Source organism: Sulfurospirillum cavolei, assembly GCF_001548055.1.
Taxonomy (GTDB): Bacteria; Campylobacterota; Campylobacteria; order Campylobacterales; family Sulfurospirillaceae; genus Sulfurospirillum.
Genome location: NZ_AP014724.1, coordinates 978,242 through 1,000,017 on the forward strand (window position 1 = coordinate 978,242; position 21,776 = coordinate 1,000,017).

Below are 21,776 nucleotides of genomic sequence, written 5' to 3' on the forward strand. Positions count from 1 at the left end.
AGGTCGATTTTGCTCGAAGTTTAGTAAAAAGAGGGTACAATAGTAAAATCTTAGAGTGAATTTTTATTGAATAAAATGGGCGTCTTATGAAAACGTTTTTACACAAAGTCTCTTTACTCCAATCTTTGATCGTGATGATCGTGATTGCGCTCATCGTGCCGATACCGGTTGCGACCTTGATTTACGTGAACAGTACGTTTCCTTCCAAGCAAGAAGAACAAAATACGCTCAACACGAAAAAATTCGACTTCTCCTCGGCGATTTTCGCCGAGTCGCTTTGGAACTACTATCCCGAACTCGGTCAAACGATGCTCGATCAACTTCTTTTGGATCAAAATATCCAATTTGTTCGAGTCCGCGATAACGACGAAAAACTGTTTTTGATGTGGGAGTTGCCTCAACAAAACCCTGCCGATACGCTGGTTTTACGCAAAGTGTTGAAAAAAGACGACGTCGCGATCGGAACTTTGGAGATGGGTTTTAAACGCATCGATCTGATCGAGTCGATCGTTAAAGATATGCGGTTGTTCGGCTCTATGATTTTGCTTCAGATTCTTTTTCTCGTGAGCGTGATTTCACTGATTTACTACTACAAGGTCTTAAAACCGATCAAGCGGTTGGTCGCGCATTCGCATCTTTTGGCGGCACAAAAGTTGGACGAGCCCTTTGAGTGGGAGGAAAACGACGAAATCGGTTTGCTAGGACATTCGCTCGATCAAACGCGCATCAAGCTTCAACATCTTTTTAAGGTACTTCAAAAAGAGAACGAACGTTTGGATGAGAAGGTCAAGCAACGCACGCAAGAGTTAGAAGACGCCAGTCGTTATAAATCGGAATTTTTAGCCAATATGAGCCATGAAATCCGAACGCCGATGAACGCCGTCATGGGAATGTCGCATCTGCTCGGTAAAACGGCAATGAGCCCCGTACAGCAAAACTACGTTTCAAAGATCAAAGAGGCTTCTTCGTTACTGCTTCGTATTATTAACGATATTTTAGATTTTTCGAAAATCGAAGCGGGAAAGATGGACGTCGAAGTCGTCGCGTTTGATTTGCATAAAGAGCTTAAAAAGAGTTGCTCTATCTTTTCGGTGCTCGCCAAAGAAAAAAACATCGACTTTCAATGTGATTTTATCGAGACCAATCGTTTTTTTAGGGGCGATCCGCATAAGATTATGCAAATCGTCAATAACTTTTTAAGCAACGCGATCAAGTTTACGTCCGAAGGCGGCGTGTTTTTAAGCGTTTGCGAAAACGTACTCGACGAAGAGCGATCTTCTTTGAGTTTTAGCGTCAAAGATAGCGGTATCGGTATTGCCAAAGAGAAACAAAACCTTTTGTTTCAAGCCTTCTCGCAAGTCGACGCCTCGGTAACACGCAAACACGGCGGAACGGGTTTGGGACTTTACATTTGCGCGCAACTGGCTCAGATGATGCATGCAAAGATTGCTTTTACGAGTGAAGAGGGAAGGGGAAGCCTCTTTGCGTTCACGATTCCTTTAGGTGTTGCCAAAGGGATCGATCTTCATTCGGATAGTTCCAACGAACGCTCTTCTCCGCTTCACATTTTGTTGATCGAGGATTATAAGAAAACGGCGGATTATTTTAACGAGCTCGTGCGATCTTTCGGCTTTTTCATGAGCGTGATGAAAAGTAAAGACGCTATTATTGAAGCGCTGCAACGTGCGCAAAGTCCCTATGACGTTTTAGTGATCGATCACGAACTTTCCCGCGGTAAAAACGGACTTGCGCTTTATGCTTCTTTGCTCAAAGAAACGCCTGTTGCATTGCCTCCGACGATTATGTTTTCGATGAACGACGATGCGGCGTTTCAAACAAACGTCAAGGCTTCGGGGATTCACGTCCTTTTGAAAAAACCGATTAATGCGTCGATGTTGTACGACGAACTGGTATCGCTTTGTACGATGCATACGAAAACGCCGCTTTTCGATCCTTCCAAAATCGATCTTTCCAAAAAACGTATTTTAGTCGTTGAAGACAATGAGATTAATTTGGACGTTGCCGTCTATCTTTTAAAAGAGACGCACGCTCAAGTCGACACCGCCCGCAATGGACTCGAGGCGGTTGAAAAACTCCAAGAGTGCTCAACCGCTTACGATCTGATTTTAATGGATGTTCAGATGCCTATTATGGACGGGTTTGAAGCAACGCGTATGATTCGAAAAGAGCTCGATATTTTAACGCCGATCGTGGCGATGACGGCAAACGTAATGGTTCAAGATATTGAAAAATGTTTGAAGGCGGGTATGGACGCGCATATCGGTAAACCGTTCGAAGTCGAAGATTTTTACGGTACGCTTTTGGAAACCTTACATGTCAGCAGTACGGTTTCGCCCAAACACCAAACGGCGGGCAAAGCCAAATACGAACACGTCTTCGATCCCAAAGAGGCAATTGCAAGACTTGGAGGCAACGAGACGTTATGGCGCAAAATTTTGAGTCGCTTTTACGAAACGTTTACGCATATGCCGCAAAAAATAGCTTCACTCTCTTCCGGCAACGATCGTGCCATGTTCGTCGATTACCTGCATACGCAAAAAGGATTGTGCGGGTCGTTGGGACTTTTTGCCTTAGAACATGCGCTTTTGGAAGCCGAAACGTTAGTGAAAACCGACCGACCGATCGAGCCTTCTTGTTTTGATAACATTATTGTAGCGCACCGTAACGCCGCACCCTTCGTAAACAAAGAGTATGAAAAGTTTGTCAACAATACGGCGTTACGCAACCCTTCATCGATCGAAAATGAGGCAGGGATTTTAGAACAAAAACAACACTTACAAGCGTTGCACGAAGCATTGGAGCAATCCAACGTTTCTAAAGTGCATGCGCTTCTTGAAACGCTAACGCTCGATGCGGACTTAAAAGAAGATGAACGGTTTACGAAACTCTCTTTAGCCTGCAAACAATTTGATTTTGATGCGGCATTAGCGTATTTGCAAGAGCTTCGTCAGGAGAAAGAACATGGCTAAAGTATTGGTAATCGAAGATACGCCCGAATATATCGAAATGTTGACGTCGCTTTTGAGCGATTATGAAGTTTATGCCGCCAAAGAGGGAAAAAAAGGCTTGGCGTTGGCGGAATCTATCGAACCCGATTTGATCTTACTCGACATCAATATGCCTCTCATGACTGGATACGAAGTGTGCCGACGGTTGAAGCAAATGCAAAAAACCCGTGCAATTCCCGTGATTTTTTTAACCGCCAACGAAGGGTTGGAGTATGAAGAGATCGGTTTTAACGTCGGTGCGGTGGATTATATATCCAAACCGTTCAATACCGCAATTTTAAGAGCACGGGTTAAAACCCATGTCGACCTTTACCGGTTACAGTCTTCCTTACAACAGCAAGTCGACGAGCAAACCAAAGAGATTCAAAAACTGAACCATGAAATTACCTATATTTCGGCGTCTATCGCCGAATTAAAGTCAAAAGAGACGGGACAGCATTTAAGGCGGGTTGCCGAGTTTTGTTATCTTTTTTGCAAGTTTTTGGGTAAAGACGAAGCCGAATGTGAAAAAATTAAAATGGCGGCCGTGTTGCACGATATCGGCAAGGTCGGCATTAGCGACGAAATTTTAAACAAACCTTCCAAACTGGACGAGGACGAATGGGTTGTGATGAAAACCCACTCGATGTTGGGTTACGAGATGCTTGCGGATTCGGAATTTGAGATGATGCGCTTGGCGGCGGTTATCGCTTTGGAACACCATGAGCGATGGGACGGAGAGGGGTATCCTTACGGTAAAAAGGGCGAAGAAATTTCTTTAGTCGGACGTATTTGCGCCGTTGCGGACGTATTTGATTCATTGTTAGATAAACGCGTTTACAAAGAGCCGTGGGAAGAGAAAGCCGTCAAAGAGTATTTTGAGATGGCAAGCGGAACACAGTTCGATCCTAAAATCGCAACGCTTTTACTCGAAAATTTCGACATGTTCATCTATACGTGGAAAGCACTTCAAACGGGAAAAATAGCATTATGATGCGTTGGATAGTGCTTTTATGCACACTATTTTTAACCCTCAATGCCGAGAGTTTTCGCGTTTACAGCGAGTACAATCCACCGTTTAACTATAAAAATGCCGACGGCAACGTTGAAGGTCCGTCCGTTTGGCTACTCCAAGAACTCTTTCGCAAAACGGGGCAAACGATTGTCGACGGACAAATCAACGTCGTTCCGTGGTCGCGCGGTTATCACGAAGTGCTTGAACACCCCCGTACGGTTTTGTTCAGTGCCGCCCGTACGCAAGAGCGCGAAGCGTTGTTTGCCTGGGTCGGACCTATCGGAAAATTACGCATCGGCGTCATTGCCAAAAAAGAACGACATGTCAATCTTCAAGCTTTGCGCGGTCACAATTTAGGTAAAATCGGTACGGTTCACGATAGCGGAGCCGAACAGCTTTTGCTCAAAGAAGGATTTACGTTGGAAGATTTTGACCGCTTTAGTAACATCGATTCGCAATTGCGCAAATTAAGAGAAGATCGTTTGGACGCGGTCGCTTTTAGCGTCGATGCGATGTTTTATACCTTACAAGCAACCGGTTGTTCGTTAGACGCCTATGAAATCGTGAGCTTATTGCGCGAAAACGACCTCTATTTTGCATTTCACAAAGACACCGATCCGGCACTCATTGAGAGATTAAACCAAACGCTTAAAGCAATTCGTCCGTAATTTTTTTAGTTTCTTTTCAAGCCCTAAAGAGTATAGTGTCATCGTAATTAACTATCAAAGGAGTGCGTATGCAAGTCAATGCCAACGCTATGAATGCGATGTCGACATGGATGAATAACAGTGCGAACAACGTCGCCAACGTCAATACGCAAACTTATCAAGCCACGCAAACGACTTTGAGCGAAGAAGCAAATAGCGTCGTAGCGAACAGTAGCAAAACCGAGAATAACACCGATCTTACGACCGAATTTACCGATCAAATTGCGCTCGAAGCGGGGTTTGAAGCCAACACAAAACCGATTCAAACCGAAGACGAGATGATCGGCAGTTTGTTGGATATGAAGGCGTAAAAAAAGACGTCTCTATTTTTTACGCTTTGCGAAATTACTCTCTATGTCTTTCAAAAAAGTCGGCATACTCTTCATCAGATAATCGATAGCCGTAAAATGTTGCATAAAAATACAATGTTTCTTGTTTAAGGTCAATATCCGCCGTTTCTTCAGGATAGAGAATTTTAGCTAACCAGATAATTCCTAAAATAGACTCAGGAGAAGGTCTATCCCACCATGACGTTCCGACAGGTCCTTCATACACATGGTGTGTGCGTACGGCATTGACATGTTGAAGTGCAGCGTTCTTGCGCAAAGCTTCCGCATTGTTTTTATTGGAGGGACTTCGCGTTGTTATGATTACGTCCGGATTCCATACGATTAACGATTCTAACGAAGTTTCTCCTTTGATCAAAACTTCGGTTGTAACGTTAATACCTCCTGCCGCCTCAATAAATTCATCGTTCCAGTTACGTTTAGCTTCTAAATTTGATTTTCCGTTACTGACGCCGTATAAAATACGTTTTTTATCTTTCGGTTCTACGTTTTTAATATGTTGTGAAATCATCGATAACGATTTTTGCCAATAATCGACGAGCATTTTCGCTTTTTGTTCCTCATGGAAAATCGAACCTAAATGCAAAAGCTCTTCAAGGAGCGATGCAATATCGTGTCTACCGATGCCGAGCGTATAAACGCTAAAACCTATTTCGGCAATATTTTCGTTGGTATGTAACGATGTTGCACCGACAAAGACGATGGAAGGATTAATTTTTATCAGTTCTTCAATATTAACGTCGCTAAAAGAGCCGACACTAGGGATTTCTTTTAAAGTAGGAAAAAGGCGTAGAAATTGAGGAAAGTGGCTTACGCTAGGCTGAGCGGCGATAAGGTGCGCATTGTTAAACAGAGTAATTTCCTGCGAAGCACCACCGTAACATGTAATGACTATTTTGTCTATGGTCTCGGGAATACAAATCTCTTTGCCAAGATAGTCTTTAAGCGGTTTTGCGCATTCGAGAGCTTTTTCGCTCCCAAATGCGACGATTGAAACGGCATGTAAAAATAGCAAAGTAACGTAAAGTTTTTTCATTGCTTTAATACTTATATCCGATTGAGAAAAAAACACTTCGAGGTGCACCAACGATATACGTAGCATTGGACGTACTATCACTCGTATCTTCCGTCGAAATCGTCGAAATATACTCTTTGTTCAACACGTTAATAGCCGAAAGAGAGAACTCAAGCTTGTTTTTACCGCCGAGCGCGTACTCTTTGTTGATCGAAAAGTCCAAAAGCCAATAAGGATCGACACTGTATTTATTTTCAATTTCGGCGTATCGCTTACCTAAATAACGTAAAATAGGTGATAATTTATAACCGTAGAGATCGTATACGGCGGAGATATTTCCAAACCATTGTGGAACGTCAGGAATTTGCTTTCCTTTCGAATGAATGATTTTTGAAGCGGCAGTTTGCACATCTTCGGTAAACTCATATTGGTTATACGTTAATGCCATCGTAAGATCCAAATTTTCCAGTAGATGATAACTAGAAGCAAGTTCTGCACCGAAAGAACGAGCCTTTGCGATATTTTGAGAGTAAACCAAATTAATATCGGGGTCATAAAAATTACCGGCAACGTTTTTAACGGAAGAGAAAAAGAGTGTCGTGTCTATTTTCCAAGCCCCTGTAGCATAGCCGTAGCCGACATCGAAATTATCAGACTCTTCCGGTTTTAAATCACTCCACATTTGTTGTACGAGTGCTTTATTGTGTGTTGAATTATAGATATTGAGGATACTTCCTCCTAAACCGTATTGCGGAGTATTGTAGTTGCGTCCGTAATTAGCTCTAAGGTAAGAATGATCATCCAAATAGTGCGTAGCTCCGATATTGGGTAGAAAAATACCGTATGTTTCTGAATTAAGCGTAAAGAGCTTATTGGTCGCTTTAGAAAATGCTTCATCGGCACTTACGTCTCCGATTCCAGTCGTATTATAAGCTGTTAAAGTCGGTGTACTCCACCATAGGTATTTGACTCCGGCCTCAACGATCGTATTGTCGAATGCTTTTTCGACGGCAATATAGGGTGCGTGAAAAAGACTATTGTCCTCTGGATCTACCAGTCGACTCCATTTATTAAACGCGTTTGTCCCGAGGTATCGTAATTTTTGCGTCGTCGGAGGTCCTGGAGGTTCATCTTCTTGAAACCAATAGCCTACTTTTATTTTTCCGTCTTCAATTTTATGGGCGTATTCCAGAATCATACCGTAAGTATCGTGGTCGACTAGCCATTGGGTAATTCCAGACGTATTTGACGACCATGATGTTCCTTTATCGTTTAAGAAATAAGGGCGAAAATTTAGTGAGTCATCGTTGCTAAGCGGAATTTCTACCTTTCCGAAAATGGCATACGTTTCATAATCGAGTCGATTATAATCGTAATATGAACTCGATAAAGGATGCGTCGTATCGTAATCTAATTTTTTATAAAGGGAAAGATTTTTGCTTTGTTCATATGTCAAACCTTTATAGTTGTGACTTTGTTGATCGTTGTAAATACCGTAAAGTTCCCATTTAACGGCTTGATCTGAAGCACTTGCAGCACCAAATTCGAAATTTTGACGATCAAGACCTTTTCCTTCGCCTTTCCATTTGTCGGCATCAGACGTTGAAGCTGAAAAGAAAAATTTGGCAGTATCGGCAATCTCTCCGCTATCGATGCGCATATACGTTTTTCGAAAGTCGTCGCTTCCAAATGACTGTTTGAGCGCAACGCCAAGTTCATTGGAAGGTGCTTTCATATGCATATCAACCATACCGTTATCGCTACCGTAACCAAATCCGCTATCGGCCTTTACGGCACCTTTTTCAACGGTAATAGATTCGATATTTTCGATGTCCATCATAGAGGAAAGACCACCTCCTGGACCGATACCTTTTAAAGGAAGCCCTTCTAAAGTTTCTCCGATATTACGATCCGATTTACCGCGGATTTTGTGGGTAATGTCCATGCCGAAAGGGTCATTAAAACGAATATCTACTCCCGGTTCGCGTGAAATTGCTTTGTATGGACTGATTAACTCGGCACTGTCGAAGAGTTGAATATCCGACGAGGTTGTGACGTTTTTAGTTCCGATGACGGTATCCGTCGTTTTATCGACAGGTTGTTTTCCTTCGACGTTGACTTCAGGCAAGACGTATTCTGCCGCTTCTAAAGTACATGAGCTCACTGCTAAGACGATTATCGCATAGACCGAGAGTTTCCATGGCAATTGCTTGATCACTTCGTTTTGAGAAGTTATCGCATATGTATTGCCCGATACATATTCAGACATTAAGGCTCCTTTTTATTATATATTTAAAAGTATAACGATATATAAACTAAATTTTATACATAAATGTGATTCATTTTTAAGCAAAGTGTATTGTGGCGATTGAAATAAATGCTATTTTTAAAGGACCGGTAGCAAGGCGATTATACGAGAAACATTAGTTTCGCCAAGATGACGACGGTGACGCCGATTGCAAAAATATAATAGTAGGCGGAACTTCGGACGGGATTGGGATCTTGCGAATCTGCATTTACGGATCTTGAACAGGCACAAGATGCGTGTGAGCCGTTACTTTTGCAAAAGAGTCGTTTTGAGATCGAATAAGCGACCCTAATACCGATAACGTAAGCAAGTGAGGCTTTTACAATTAGTAAGGTTTGAAACGTCGTCGGGAAGAGTCCTTCACTAAGCGTAATGTATTTTGTAAAAAGAATACTTCCCGTAAAAATAAGCAGCATCATATTTGCGGGATAAATCTTCCAAACTTTTTTGGATAATGCAGTTTGAACGTTTTCATAAGCACTACGGCCGATGACATGTTGAATAGGAGCAACGACAAACAGTTTTGCAAAACCCCAACCGATGAATAACATTGCACAACCAAGATGTACGAAGAGCGTTATTGTGTAGACGAATTCCATAAAAGATTCCTTTGAGAGTAGATTTTAGAATGACAATTGCAAAAATTTAGTTAAAAAAACTTTACCTTAATAATGCTTATATAAAAATAAATATAACGAAATATTAATATTTTCTTGAGCTTTATTCATTGACTTAGATCAAGATTAATTGAGTAAAAGTAATGAAGTTTTTAGTGGAATAGAGTTGACCGAAAGAATGATGCTAAGGGAAAAGCCTAAAGAATCAGCATCGCATCGCCGTAAGAGAAAAAGCGGTATTTTTCTTTTACGGCGATGGAGTAGAGTTTGAGCGTCTCTTCGATACCGATAAACGAAGCGACCAGCATAATGAGCGTGGATTGGGGTAAGTGAAAATTCGTTAAAAGATAATTTACCCGAATCGGCGGGTTTTTAGGATGCAAAAAAAGATTGCATGCGCCTTGTTGATGATGTGTTCTTGCGTAATATTCAATGGTTCGCGTGACGGTCGTACCGACGGCTAAAAGCGGCTTAGGCGAATCGATGAGGCGACATGTCGCTTCCGGAATAGCGTAAATTTCCGAATGCATCACGTGGTCTTGGATATGCTCCGCTTCGACGGGCTTAAAGGTTCCCGCTCCTACATGTAAGGTTAAAAAATGGGTTTCATAGCGTTGTTTAAGTGTCTCGAACATCGTGTCGGAAAAATGCAACGACGCGGTCGGCGCGGCGACGGCACCTTGTTCTTTGGCAAAAACGCTTTGATAATCGATGCGGTCCTCGTGCGTGTCGCTTCGTTTGATGTACGGAGGTAAAGGAATATGCCCGATACGCTCTAAAATCGCGAAAAGCTCTTGCGTATCGACGGCTTTTCCTTCGTGAAAAAAGGCAACGACGCGTAGACCTTCTTCTTTGAGCTCAACCACTTCCGCGTGCAGGTTTTCGTCGAAAAAAAGCAGACTTCCGACCTTGACGCGCCCTTTAATATAGACGCTATAAAGGTTGTCTTGTAGCGGTGCGTTTAAAAGGATTTCAACGGCACCGCCGCTCTCTTTTTTCCCGAAAACGCGTGCTTTGATAACTTTCGTATCGTTCAAAACGACCGCGGTGCCGCTGGGAAGGAATTCAAATAAACGATCAAACGTTGTATGCGTGAGGGTTTGACCGGCACGCTCGAAGACCAACAATCTTGCGGCATCGCGTGGTTCGACGGGATGCGTAGCAATCAGTTCTTCGGGCAGTGCGTAGTCGTACGTCGATTTTAAGAGCGGATCGATGGATTAATCCTTTTGTGCTTCATCGTCGTCATCGGTTTGTGTTTCGTCCTCTTCGGGCGGAACATAAGGATTGACGATTTTGGCGATCCAAATGGAAATACCGTATAAAAGCGTGAGCGGTGCCGCCATGAGAAGTTGCGATAAAACATCGGGCGGCGTTAAAATCGCCGCTATTGTAAAAATGATGACGATTGCGTATCGAAAAAACTCTTTAAGTGTTTGGTCGGTTACTAAACCTAATTTGGCAAAAAAGAAAATCACGACGGGCATTTCAAACGAGAGCCCGAATCCAAAAAGGATTTTGCTAAAAAAGCCGACGTATTCGCCGATGCTGGGAAGGGCGGTAAAAAGGGTGCTACCGAAGGCAACCAAAAATGCAAATGCCAAGGGTACGACGACGTAGTAACAAAAAGCCGCTCCCATTAAAAACATACCCGTCGCCGCGGTGACGAAAGGAATGACCAAACGTTTTTCGTTATCGTAAAGTCCGGGTGCGACAAAAAGCCAAAACTGCCAAAAAATAATCGGAAGCGCACCGATAAAGCCGGCAAAAAAGGCAACTTTCATTGCGGTAAAAAAAGGTTCTTGCACACCGGTAAAGATCACGTTGCTTCCCTCGGGAAGAACGGCTTTTAAAGGGGCGATCATCCAGCTTAAGATGGGTTGCCAAAATGAAAAACAGATCAGAAACATCGCGATAACGACCACTAAAGAAATCGTAAGACGTTTACGTAATTCGGCAATATGCGGTCTTAACTCCTCGAACATTAGGCTTTTTCCTCTTTGTTGGTTTGGGTGACGGCTGTGAGCGCAGGTGAGGGTGCGGTTTCCGCTTGAGGCGTTTCGGAGACGACGTCGTTTTTCACGCTGTTTTCGAGCTCTTTGAAAGAGTCGCTAACGTTTTGCGTACTTTTTTTAATCTCTTCGAGCTCATCAAACGTAATTGTTTTGCGAGCACTGGTCGCCATTTCGTCTAGCTTTTTTTTGTACGTAAGTGCTTCGTCTTTGAGCTCTTGAATCTTCATCTCTTGTTCAAAGGTACTTTTAACGTCATTGACGCTGTTTTTGACGGATTTAAAAAATTTGGCTACTTTCACCATGGCTTCGGGGAGTTTTTCCGGTCCGAGGAAGATAACAGCAACAAGGGCTATGACGATAATTTCTCCAAAATCGAGTCCAAACATACCAACGACCGCCTTCAATCTAAAATAGAGGATTGGATTTTATCTGAATTTTCATCAAAATTCTATAAATGTCTTTTTGCATAAGGTATAATAGAATCCAACGGAAGTTTCGTGAAAAGGAGTTTGTCGATGCGTCTTTACATTAGTCCGTTTCCTATTGTTTTGATGTATGCGGTATTCGCGACCTTGTGGATCTATTTTTCCGATCATGCCGTTGAATATTTCGTCGATAACGTAACGCTCTTTGCCACGCTCTCTACCTACAAAGGTTTCTTTTTTATCGCGATTACGTCGTTGTTTCTTTATGCACTCATTAAAGCAAAAATTTTTCAGATCGAACAAATGCAGAAAAAACTGAATGAACATGAGCAGCGTTTAGAGTATGTTATTCAAGGCGCAAATCTTGGTTATTGGGATTGGGATTACGTGCATCAAAAACACGTCGTGAACGATACGTGGCTCTCTTTTTTAGGGCTCAAACGTGAGGATATTGATGAAAATATCGAAGATTGGTCCAAACGTATTCATCCCGAAGATAAAATCGTCACGGAAAAGGCCATCGCATATACGATCGAGCATCGCCGACCTTACGTCATCGAGTTTCGTATGCTTCATCGCGACGGGCATTGGGTTTGGATCGAAGGTTCAGGTGCAGTGGTGGAACGTGATGAAAAAACGGGGGAGCCTTTAAGACTTGCAGGAACACACCGTGACATCAGTGAGCGCAAAAATGCGCAAAAAGAGATGCTGTTTTTAGCGTTGAATGACCCTTTGACCAAGCTTCCCAATCGTTTCTACTTGAAGCAAGAGCTTGAAAAACGTTTGAGCGCGGAGTCAAGGGTATGTTTCCTTTTTTTAGACTTGGATCGTTTTAAAACCATTAACGATATGCACGGGCATACGATAGGCGATAAAGTGATTCAGATCGTGGGGGAACGCTTGAAATCGCTCCTTCAACCGTGCGATTTTATCGCACGCGTAGGCGGCGACGAGTTCGTTATTTTAAGTGTCGAGCCTTTACATGTAGAAGTTTTATGCCAAAACTTGCTTGAAGGTTTGGAAGAGCCTATCGCCGTCGGTAAAGAACGTTTTAAACTGAGTGCCAGCATCGGAATAGCTTGCTCTCCAGAGCACGGCAAAAGTTTTGAGGCTTTGTTTAAAAATGCCGACACTGCGATGTACGAAGCCAAAAAGAATGCGCATGCGCATTACCTTTTTTACGCCGCTTCAATGACGGAGCAACTGCTCCATACGTCCAAATTCGATACCGATTTGAAGCGTGCCATCGACAGTGACGAATTTGTCATCTATTATCAACCGCAAGTGCATTTTACAAGCGGCGAGATGATCGGCATTGAAGCACTCGTGCGTTGGCAACATCCCGTCCAAGGGTTTTTATTGCCGTCTTATTTTATTGCCAGAGCGGAAGAGACGAGGCTGATTATCCCTCTTGGTTTGTTGATTATTGAAAAAACGTTGAAGCAAATGCAAGTCTGGCAAGCGCACAATTTTGCTTATCGTAAAGTGGCGATTAATATTTCAAGTATTCAGATTGAAGAAGAGGATTTTAGCGAGCGTCTTGAAGCGATTCGTCATGCAAGCACGATTGATGCTAAGTATATTGAGCTTGAAATCACCGAGAGCAGTTTCATGAATAACCCCAAACATGTCTCTCAAACATTGCAAAAATTGGAAAATTTAGGCTATAAAATCTCAATCGATGATTTTGGTACGGGGTATTCGTCACTCAGTTACCTCAAACAATTGCCGTTGCATAAGCTCAAAATCGACCGCTCGTTTGTGCAAGATTTACCGCACGATACGGACGACCAAGCGATCTCTAAAGCGATCATTGCCCTTGGAAAAACTTTAGAGCTTGAAGTGATGGCAGAGGGCGTTGAAACGGAAGAACAGAAACGCTTTTTGATGCAAAACGGATGTGATAGCATGCAAGGCTTTTTATATGCCAAACCCATGAGTGCCGAAATGCTCGAAAACTTCGTACGACACAACTAACTTTTAGCTCCTTTTTTGTACAATAAGCCCATCTTAAATTACATCAGATAGGGCGAAATATCCATGGAAAATTTAGAAGCGGTGTTAAAAAAACATAAGTTGTCCAAAGAAGAGTATGCAAATATTTTAACGATTTTGGGGCGTGAGCCGAACATGCTAGAGATCGGCATCTTTTCCGCGATGTGGAGTGAGCACTGCTCGTATAAATCCAGTAAAAAATACCTCAATGGCTTCCCAACCAAAGCACCATGGGTGATTCAAGGACCGGGTGAAAATGCGGGTGTTATCGACGTAGGCGATGGCATGGCGGCAGTCTTTAAGATGGAATCCCACAACCACCCAAGTTTCATCGAACCGTACCAAGGTGCAGCAACAGGTGTGGGTGGTATCTTAAGAGACGTTTTTACGATGGGTGCGCGCCCGGTTGCAAATATGAACTCCCTTCGTTTTGGCAATGTTACCAATAACGATGACACGTCACGTCACCAACGTTTTCTTGTCCGTGGTGTCGTTGCGGGTATCGGTGGATACGGTAATTGTATGGGTGTTCCAACCATCGGTGGGGAGACTTTCTTTGATGAGAGTTACAATGGAAACATTTTGGTCAATGCGTTCACACTCGGTCTTGCAAAAAGCGATGAAATTTTTTATGGACGTGCTGAAGGCATCGGCAATCCTGTTGTCTATGTCGGCTCTAAAACCGGTCGTGATGGTCTGGGTGGTGCTGTTATGGCAAGCGATAGCTTCACGGAAGCCAATAAAAGCCTTCGCCCAACGGTTCAAGTAGGCGATCCATTTGCGGAAAAACTGCTTTTAGAAGCATGTTTAGAGCTCTTTAAAACAGACTACATCGTCGGTATCCAAGATATGGGAGCGGCTGGGCTTACTTCAAGTTCCTTCGAGATGGCAGGACGTAGTGGTAGCGGCATGATCATGCACTTGGACAAAGTTCCAGCGCGCGAAGAGGGGATGCAACCCTTTGAATTTATGCTCTCCGAGTCGCAAGAGCGTATGCTCATCTGTGCAAAAAAAGGGTATGAAGATAAAGTCGTTGAGATCTTTAGAAAATGGGATCTTAACGCTGAAATCATCGGTGAAGTAACAGCCACGGGCAATATGGAACTCTTCTGGCATGGCGAGAGAGTGGCAAATATGCCAGTCCAACCCGTCAGTGAGCAAGCACCGATTTATGATAGACCTGTGAAAGAGCCTGCTTACCTTGCAAGCATTCAAAATACAACGATCAATGATTTCGCAAAGATTGAGAACCAAAAAGCGTTTGATGCGCTTTTGAACTCCGTTGAAGTGTCTGATAAAACATGGATTTTCAACCAATACGACTCAACCGTCCAAACCAATACGATCAAAGCACCGGGCAGCCTTGATGCGAGCGTGATTCGCATCAAAGAAAACGGTAAAGCCCTCTCCATGAGCAGTGACTGTAACCCACGTTACAACTACATCGACCCTAAAATGGGCGCGGCGGCGGCTGTGGCGGAGAGTGGACGAAACGTAGCGATGAGTGGCGCACGTCCTTTAGCGATTACAGACTGTCTAAACTACGGAAATCCTGAGAACCCCGAAGTCATGTGGCAATTTGCACAGGGCTGTTACGGCATCAAAGAGGCGTGCGCGAAACTGAACACGCCGGTTGTCAGTGGTAACGTATCGCTTTACAATGAAACCAATGGCGTTGGTGTTTTCCCAACGCCTGCGATTGTGATGGTTGGTCTAAATGACGATGCAAACAAAACGCTTCCATCCAGTTTCCAAAAAGAGGGCGCTTCGATTTACCTTATCGGTGAGACCAAAAGCGACTTTGGCGGTAGCTTATACATGAAAGAGTTGTACGGCAAAGTTGAGGGAACGCTTGCAGAGCTAGATTATGACAAAGAGTTGAAACTCTGGGAATTGGTCATCGAAGCGAATAAAAAAGGTTTCCTCAATGCGGCAAAAGATGTGAATGTGGGCGGTATTGCCATCGCACTGGCTAAGATGGTCGCTAAAAGCAAAAAAGGTGTTACATGTAAGCTTACATGTAACGATGCACGAGATATTTTTGCAGAGAGTTTCTCCCGCGCACTCGTTGAAGTGAGTGATGAAGCAGGCTTTGAAGCCATGGCAAAAACCATCGGTTTAAATGTCGTTAAAATCGGAACCGTGGGTGGAAACATGTTTACATGTAACGATGTTTCAAAATCGGTCGAAGCGATTTGCGAGCGTTACTTTAACCGTTTTGCCGAAGTGATCGAACAAGACATCTAATCATTTGCAAGAGGTGTGAAAGCACCTCTTGAAGATTTAATAGCTTATATAAACAATTCAGAGAATTTATTTTTTATGAACTCTTTTATATCTTGAGGCAACTTTGAAATATCTATAAATTCATACTTTTTTTCATTATTGCTATAAATATAAGATTTCACTATAACATTATTGCTCACTAGAATTATACGAACAATATGCCTTTTAATTTTATCATTGTCATCTATTTAAATCTATTTCATACATTTCTGTCTAAAACGTCCCATACGCTACAAAAAAGGCGATGTTCATACACTGCGGTTGTGCCGCGCCGCCTTTGGAAGGGCAGCGTTTCATATAGGTGTTAATCTTTTTGCCGTCTTTGTTGGTAAGCATTGGGTAGTTAAAGTTCATATAATCCAAAATATTTTTCCCGTTGGAGTGGTGAATAAACTCGACCGTACCGTCAGTATCGATGCGCGTAACGATGCCTACATGCGTAATATTTTCGATAACCGAAGCGGCGGGTTGCGGCTTGGGCGGATTTTTACCTTTGGTTTTGGTTTTAACCGCCGGTCTTCTCTCGGTATTTTCAAAGAAAACTAAATCGCCGAGGTTAGGTAACATGGTTTCAAAAGCATGTCCGCGTTTTGCCATAAGATTAAACATCGCACGTGATTTGCGCGCATTGTCAAAGTTTGCACTGAGCTCTTTTTCATTGTAATAAGGACGCCCCGTTTTTAAATTGACGAGATTGACAAAGCCGGAACAATCGCCTCCGTCGCGTTTGTTGAGATAGCTCATTGCCGTATTGACGATACTTTGACGCGTCGTCATCGGGGAAATAGGACGAAGCGAAAAGCTTTTTTCATCGCGTTGGATATACAAATCTTCGCTCGGGATTTGCTCCAAGTAAAGTTGCGCCGTTTCAGGTGTCGGTTCGGGTTCGGCGACGTGTTTTTCGATTTGGGGCGAAGGTTGGGGCGTGCATCCCGCAAAGTAGAGTGTCGTAATACCTAAAATCAGCCATCGTTTCATTGAATTTTCCCGTAAGCACTAAAATATTCCGGTGCCAAGCATTTGTTTTGGCTGTTTTTTGCCGCGCATTTTTCCATATACGAATTGACGACTTTATGCTCGTATAACGATGCATCGGGATATTTTAAGTTCATTTGTCCTATCAAGTTTTTTCCTTTGGTATGGTGGATAAAGTAGACGGTTTCATCGGCGTCGATACGCGTGATGATACCGATATGCGTGATGTTGTCGGCACTTTTTGCTTTGGCGTAGGCTTTAACGGTATTGGCGAAAAAGACCAGATCGCCTACTTTTGGGTTTTCATAATAGAGCCTGTTGCGGTCGGCTAAGTAGTTGTAAATCGCAAGCGATTTGCGTGAATCTTCATAATAATCGTTTAAAGCTTGCGTTTGAAAGAAAGGCTCGTTGCTCTCTTTATTGACGAGCGTGACAAATCCGGAACAATCTCCTCCGTCTTGTCGGTTCTTGTGTTTCATCGCATTGGCAACGATATGGGCTCGAAGTTCTTTTTTTTCGTCTTCGACTTTTTGCGGAAGTTCTGGGGCATTTTGTGAGAGTTCTTTTTGAGCGCATCCCGTGAGTAAAAGTACGGCTATGCTAAAGCTTATCCATAGTTTCGTCATACGTTTCCTTAAAAAAATTGAAAAATAGTACCGACTTTTTCCTAAAATTTCGGCACTAAAATCGTTCGCTCCAACGAAGGAAGCCATTGATGCGCCTGATGATCGTACGTTTTTATGCGCACCAAATCCTTTTCCAAAAAGAGTGAATTGCTCCAGATCGTCTCTTTGTTCATATCGCTGTTATGAATGTTGGTGACCTGCTCATAACGGTTGATGAAAGAGGCGAAACTAGGCTCTTTCGCAGAGGTATGTGTATGCCCACTCACCCATAAAAAAAGTTGCGGGTTTTGAACGATGAGTCGGTGTATTGCTTCTTTAGGCTGGGCGACAAAGTTGGGTGTGTTGGCCCAACGGTTGTAATTCTCAAGCGTGTGATCGAGCGGGGCATGAAAAAAGACGATCGTTGGCATCTTGGGATGGGTTGAGAGTTCATTTTCAAACCAATCCAACTGCTCCATCGCAAGCTGAGCAAGATGCTCTGGATTATCCGCGGAGAGAAAGATCAGCAGGTAAGACTCTTTCTCCACACTGTAATAGAGCTTTGGAAGATGAAAAAGGCTTTGAAAACGTCTTAGTTTTTCATCTTGGATCTCACGGGGAGCGTGTTGTAATTTACCATTGCCATCCAAATCATCGGCGTAGATAAAGTCGTGATTGCCCGTGATGACGTAAAGCGGTTTGTGAAGTTTTGAAAAATACTCTTTCACCAACGCATACTCTTCCTTTGTTCCTGTGATCGAGCAAAGATCACCCATCGCAACGACGCTATCGACATCGCTCCATTGGTTGATCTGCTCTAAGACCTGCTCTTTGGCTTCAAGGTGTTTCCCTGGAATATGCGGATCGCCCAAAACGACGATATGCGTGTTTGCGTAAAGGCTAAAAGCGAAACAAAGACCTAAAAAATACCGAATCACAGGCTATCCACCGCTTTTTGCATGCGCTCTAAGATGGCTTTCAAAACAGTTCGTTGTGTTCCAAAGTTAAGGCGCACATACTGCGCATTGCCAAATGGTCCGCCATCGCTGAGTCCCACACCGTGTTGTAAGAAAAATTCGTACGGACTCTTTACATGTAAAGCTGTTGCATCGATCCACGCGAGAAAGGTCGCTTCTTGGTCTAAGAGTTTCAGTTTGGGATTGCGGTTTACAAAGGCTTGCACCAAGGCGAGGTTTTCAGCCAAATAGGTGCGAAGTTCCCCTAGCCATGCATCGCCTCCAAGGTATGCGGCTTTGAGTGCTGTAATGCCCAAAAGGTTGATGCCGCCGACCATACTGCCCATCGTCTTTTTGAAACGCTTGCGAAGTTCCACATCGGGGATCACCGCAAACGAGGCTTGAAGTCCTGCGATGTTAAAGGTTTTGCTCGGAGCCATCAGGGTAATGCTTCGCTTAGCAAGCGCTTCACTGAGTGAGGCAATCGGAATGTGTTTGGTGCTCTGGTTTAAAAGCAGATCGGCATGAATTTCATCAGAACAGATGGTAAGATCGTGTTTGAGACAAAAGGCTCCAAGCTGTTCTAACTCCTTACATGTAAAGACAGTTCCTGCCGGATTGTAAGGATTGCAGAGCATAAAGAGTTTACATGTAGGGTTGATTTTTTCTTCCATCGCTTCAAAATCCAGCGTCCAACGGTTGTTTTCCTCTTTCATCGCAATCGCTATGACTTCTTTGTTCGCATGCATGGGTGCTTTGATGAAATGCGGGTAAATCGGCGTGGTTGTCATCACGCTCTCTCCCTCAACGCTTAAACATGCGACGTTCATACTGCTGACCACGCCGTGCGTAAAGACCAACCACTCTTTTTGAATCTCCCAGTTGTAGTGACGTTTTAAAAACGAAAGAATCGCACCGTATGTCTCTTCATCAATGTCGGTGTAGCCAAAAACGCCCTCAGCGACTCTTCTTTGCAACGCTTCGATCACGCATGGAGGCGATTTAAAATCCATATCGGCGACCCACGCAGGAATGACATCAGCTCCTTTATATTTGTTCCATTTTTCACACGGAGTCTTGGTTCTATCAACGATTTCATCGAAATTAAACATAGAAAGTGTCCTTTTCTTTAATGAAAAAATTGTAGCATATTTGCCTCAATTTCGTTTGACATGTAAAGGTAAAAAAATGACCTATTTGATTGTTCTTGCCGTGATCGTCCTTTTTTATTTTTTAACGAAAAATTACAATGCGGACGATTATGCGCAAAAAATTCATGTGAATGAGAAACAGACGCTTAAAGGCGATCTTCGCGAGCATGAAGCGGGGCTTTTGGTCGCACTCATGGCAAAAGTGGCGAAAGCCGACGGCAAAGTCAACGAGCTGGAGGCGGAGCTTTTAAGTTTGACGTTTAGCGACATCGCACGCGTGTTTGAAGAGAGCGAGCGCGTACGTGAAGAGCTCAAAGCAATTTATCAAACCGAAATGCAGACGTTTGACAATACGCTCGTTATTTCGAAAAAATACCTCAAACTCACGCAAAACGACTACGCAAAGCGTCTGAAAGTGATGGAGTATTTGCTCAATCTTGCCTTTATCGACGGAGAATTTTCGCAAACAGAGCGGATGATTAACGAAGATATTTCCGACGCGTTAGAGATTCGACGGGCTGATTTTGAGCGTATGATTGAGCAATTTAAAACATTTTATACGCATAAAGCCGAACAAAAGCGTTATGGAATACAAAATGCCTATGACGTTTTAGGCGTAAGTCCGCAAGACGATATGGAAAGCATCAAGAAAAAATACCGCGCTTTGGTCAAAGAATACCACCCCGATATTTTGATGGGACAAGGCAAAGATCAAAGTATGATCGATGCGGCGACGGCAAAGTTACAAGAGATCAACGAAGCCTATGAAACGATTAAAAAGGAAAAAAGCTAATGCTCTCTACCCCGTTTGAAAAACACACGCTTTCGATGTCAGTTTTAATGACGCCCGATAAGGCAAATTTCTCCGGTAATGTACACGGCGGCGATCTTTTGAAGCTACTCGATCAAGTCGCCTATGCGTGCGCATCGCGTTATTGCGGCACGTACGTCGTGACGATGTCGGTCGATCAAGTCATTTTCAAACAAGCCATTCCGGTAGGAACGCTCGTAACATTTTTAGCCAGCGTGAATTTTACGGGTAAAACCTCGATGGAAGTGGGCATCAAAGTCATTGCTGAAAATATCCAACAAGGAATCGCGACGCATACGAACAGTTGTTTTTTTACGATGGTCGCGGTCGATGACAAAGGACGTCCGACACCCGTGCCGCCTCTGATTCCCGAAACCGACGTGCAAAAAAGACGTTTTCACGACGCGAGACGCCGCCGAGACATCAGGCTTCACGGCTACAACGAAATCACGCCGCTCCATCACGAATAAGCTCTAGAGTTCCGAGTCGATTAAGGCTTGAAGCTCTATTTTTCCGAATTTTACGAGCGGCTTAGCGTTGACGAAAAACTCGGGCGTCGCTCTTACGCCGAGGGTTTTGGTATCGGCGATGTCTTGCTTGATGATCGCGTCGATTTCAGGCTTTTTCATATCGTTTTTCAGTTGTTCGACGTCGATTCCCGCTTCGGGTAAAAAACTCCAAATCAGACCGATATTGGGCGTGCCGGTATGACTTGCCCATTTGTCTTGGTACTTATAGATGACTTCCAAAGCTTCAAGGTATTTGTTTTGCAAACGTGCCGCTTCGATCATCGCAACCACGTAATAAGAGTCCGTGTGAAAAGGCGCATAACGTAAAACGAGTTTGAGTTTGTCGGGATGTTGTTTGAGAATGTTTTTAACAAAAGGGTAAAAACTTTTGCATGTCTCACACGCTGGGTCGAAAAACTCGACGATCGTCGTTTTGGCATCGGGATTTCCGAGAACAAAGGCAGTTGGACGAACGAGTGCGGATTGTTTGTCGCTTGAGACGTTTACATTGCTTTTTTGATAAAGGTAGCTTCCGCCGAAATAAAAAGCGACAAAAAGCAATAAACTGGAAGCAATGAGGAGTTGTTTATTCATCGTGAAACCTTTTGAAAAAAATAGAGGAGTGCGGCAAGAAGGCTAAACGCAAAGAGCGAAAGCCCTTGAATCGTGATAAATCCGAACCAGTGAATATAATCGCTCGTGCAAGAAACGCCTTGCGTGCACGGTGCAAGTTTTTCAGGGACGATACCGTAATAGAGCAAATTATGGTAGAGCGCAAAAAAGAGACCTACGGCGACAAGCGGCAAAGAGTAGCGAAAAACCGTACGATCGTTGGAAAAAATTCCGACGATAAAAATAAGCGTAAGCGGGTACATACAAATACGTTGATACCAACATAAAACGCACGGCGGAAAGAGCATTATTTCGCTAAAAAATAAGCTTCCAAGCGTTGATATCATCGTGACTACCCATGCTAAAAAAAGGATGAGCCATGCTTTTTGTGACGATTTTTGTGTTTGATTCATTCTTTT

At 43.4% G+C, this 21,776-nt stretch carries 20 protein-coding genes; 8 read left to right on the plus strand and 12 right to left on the minus strand.

The genetic code is table 11. The annotated features are described in order from the left end of the window. Positions 1-86 precede the first annotated feature (86 nt). The 4 genes from UCH003_RS04975 to UCH003_RS04990 all read left to right on the plus strand — a co-directional run bounded on the left by UCH003_RS04975 (position 87) and on the right by UCH003_RS04990 (position 5,041). Complete coding sequence (locus tag UCH003_RS04975) at positions 87-2,990, plus strand: response regulator (protein WP_060825666.1); 2,904 nt, start codon at positions 87-89, stop codon at positions 2,988-2,990. Continuing rightward, positions 2,983-4,002: an HD domain-containing phosphohydrolase gene (locus UCH003_RS04980; protein ID WP_060825667.1), complete on the plus strand. Its 1,020-nt coding sequence runs from the start codon at positions 2,983-2,985 to the stop codon at positions 4,000-4,002. Before UCH003_RS04975 ends, UCH003_RS04980 begins: the two co-directional genes overlap by 8 nt. Next, the gene (locus UCH003_RS04985; protein WP_060825668.1) at positions 3,999-4,691 is read left to right on the plus strand and encodes a substrate-binding periplasmic protein; all 693 of its coding nucleotides are present in this window, start codon (positions 3,999-4,001) and stop codon (positions 4,689-4,691) included. Before UCH003_RS04980 ends, UCH003_RS04985 begins: the two co-directional genes overlap by 4 nt. A gap of 68 nt (positions 4,692-4,759) precedes the next feature. Further along, the gene (locus UCH003_RS04990) at positions 4,760-5,041 is read left to right on the plus strand and encodes a flagellar basal body rod C-terminal domain-containing protein (protein WP_060825669.1); all 282 of its coding nucleotides are present in this window, start codon (positions 4,760-4,762) and stop codon (positions 5,039-5,041) included. Positions 5,042-5,075: 34 nt separating this feature from the next. Here the strand turns inward: UCH003_RS04990 and UCH003_RS04995 are convergent, their stop codons facing one another. From UCH003_RS04995 to tatB, 6 genes are all read right to left on the minus strand, one after another. Continuing rightward, entirely contained in the window at positions 5,076-6,113 is a 1,038-nt protein-coding gene (locus UCH003_RS04995) for an ABC transporter substrate-binding protein (protein WP_060825670.1), read from the minus strand. A gap of 4 nt (positions 6,114-6,117) precedes the next feature. Continuing rightward, entirely contained in the window at positions 6,118-8,361 is a 2,244-nt protein-coding gene (locus UCH003_RS05000) for a TonB-dependent receptor (protein ID WP_060825671.1), read from the minus strand. A 140-nt stretch (positions 8,362-8,501) separates the two neighbouring features. Then, entirely contained in the window at positions 8,502-8,999 is a 498-nt protein-coding gene (locus UCH003_RS05005) for a hypothetical protein (RefSeq protein ID WP_060825672.1), read from the minus strand. Positions 9,000-9,214: 215 nt separating this feature from the next. Then, positions 9,215-10,234: a tRNA preQ1(34) S-adenosylmethionine ribosyltransferase-isomerase QueA gene (gene queA, locus UCH003_RS05010; RefSeq protein ID WP_060825673.1), complete on the minus strand. Its 1,020-nt coding sequence runs from the start codon at positions 10,232-10,234 to the stop codon at positions 9,215-9,217. A 3-nt stretch (positions 10,235-10,237) separates the two neighbouring features. Continuing rightward, positions 10,238-11,002 (minus strand): twin-arginine translocase subunit TatC, encoded by a 765-nt coding sequence (gene tatC / locus UCH003_RS05015; RefSeq protein ID WP_039672835.1) that lies wholly within the window; start codon positions 11,000-11,002, stop codon positions 10,238-10,240. Further along, entirely contained in the window at positions 11,002-11,418 is a 417-nt protein-coding gene (gene tatB, locus UCH003_RS05020) for a Sec-independent protein translocase protein TatB (RefSeq protein ID WP_039672833.1), read from the minus strand. Before tatB ends, tatC begins: the two co-directional genes overlap by 1 nt. A 129-nt stretch (positions 11,419-11,547) precedes the next feature. Here tatB and UCH003_RS05025 point away from each other — a divergent pair, with 129 nt between their 5' ends. Together UCH003_RS05025 and purL are read left to right on the plus strand one after the other, a co-directional pair. Beyond that, complete coding sequence (locus UCH003_RS05025; protein ID WP_060825674.1) at positions 11,548-13,434, plus strand: putative bifunctional diguanylate cyclase/phosphodiesterase; 1,887 nt, start codon at positions 11,548-11,550, stop codon at positions 13,432-13,434. Between the two features lie 63 nt (positions 13,435-13,497). Beyond that, on the plus strand, positions 13,498-15,699 hold the full coding sequence (purL, locus tag UCH003_RS05030; protein WP_060825675.1) for a phosphoribosylformylglycinamidine synthase subunit PurL: 2,202 nt from the start codon (positions 13,498-13,500) through the stop codon (positions 15,697-15,699). Positions 15,700-15,951: 252 nt separating this feature from the next. On the opposite strand, the gene UCH003_RS05035 is transcribed toward purL, so the two are convergent. From UCH003_RS05035 to UCH003_RS05050, 4 genes are read right to left on the minus strand one after another with little or no spacing between them, the layout of a single operon-like run. Continuing rightward, positions 15,952-16,716: a hypothetical protein gene (locus tag UCH003_RS05035; RefSeq protein ID WP_060825676.1), complete on the minus strand. Its 765-nt coding sequence runs from the start codon at positions 16,714-16,716 to the stop codon at positions 15,952-15,954. Continuing rightward, the gene (locus tag UCH003_RS05040; RefSeq protein ID WP_039672827.1) at positions 16,713-17,339 is read right to left on the minus strand and encodes a hypothetical protein; all 627 of its coding nucleotides are present in this window, start codon (positions 17,337-17,339) and stop codon (positions 16,713-16,715) included. Before UCH003_RS05040 ends, UCH003_RS05035 begins: the two co-directional genes overlap by 4 nt. A gap of 41 nt (positions 17,340-17,380) precedes the next feature. Further along, a complete protein-coding gene (locus tag UCH003_RS05045; protein WP_060825677.1) occupies positions 17,381-18,256 on the minus strand; it encodes a metallophosphoesterase family protein in 876 nt (291 codons plus the stop codon). Continuing rightward, complete coding sequence (locus UCH003_RS05050) at positions 18,253-19,386, minus strand: MalY/PatB family protein (RefSeq protein ID WP_060825678.1); 1,134 nt, start codon at positions 19,384-19,386, stop codon at positions 18,253-18,255. Before UCH003_RS05050 ends, UCH003_RS05045 begins: the two co-directional genes overlap by 4 nt. Positions 19,387-19,462: 76 nt before the next feature. On the opposite strand from UCH003_RS05050, the gene UCH003_RS05055 reads away from it, so the two are divergent. Both UCH003_RS05055 and UCH003_RS05060 read left to right on the plus strand, forming a co-directional pair. Then, positions 19,463-20,218: a DnaJ domain-containing protein gene (locus UCH003_RS05055; protein ID WP_060825679.1), complete on the plus strand. Its 756-nt coding sequence runs from the start codon at positions 19,463-19,465 to the stop codon at positions 20,216-20,218. After that, positions 20,218-20,706: an acyl-CoA thioesterase gene (locus UCH003_RS05060; RefSeq protein ID WP_060825680.1), complete on the plus strand. Its 489-nt coding sequence runs from the start codon at positions 20,218-20,220 to the stop codon at positions 20,704-20,706. Before UCH003_RS05055 ends, UCH003_RS05060 begins: the two co-directional genes overlap by 1 nt. A gap of 3 nt (positions 20,707-20,709) precedes the next feature. Here the strand turns inward: UCH003_RS05060 and UCH003_RS05065 are convergent, their stop codons facing one another. Both UCH003_RS05065 and UCH003_RS05070 read right to left on the minus strand, forming a co-directional pair. Further along, entirely contained in the window at positions 20,710-21,339 is a 630-nt protein-coding gene (locus UCH003_RS05065; RefSeq protein ID WP_039672819.1) for a DsbA family protein, read from the minus strand. Beyond that, a complete protein-coding gene (locus tag UCH003_RS05070) occupies positions 21,336-21,770 on the minus strand; it encodes a disulfide oxidoreductase (protein WP_060825681.1) in 435 nt (144 codons plus the stop codon). The genes UCH003_RS05065 and UCH003_RS05070 overlap by 4 nt, the downstream gene beginning before the upstream one ends. Between the last annotated feature and the right edge of the window lie 6 nt (positions 21,771-21,776).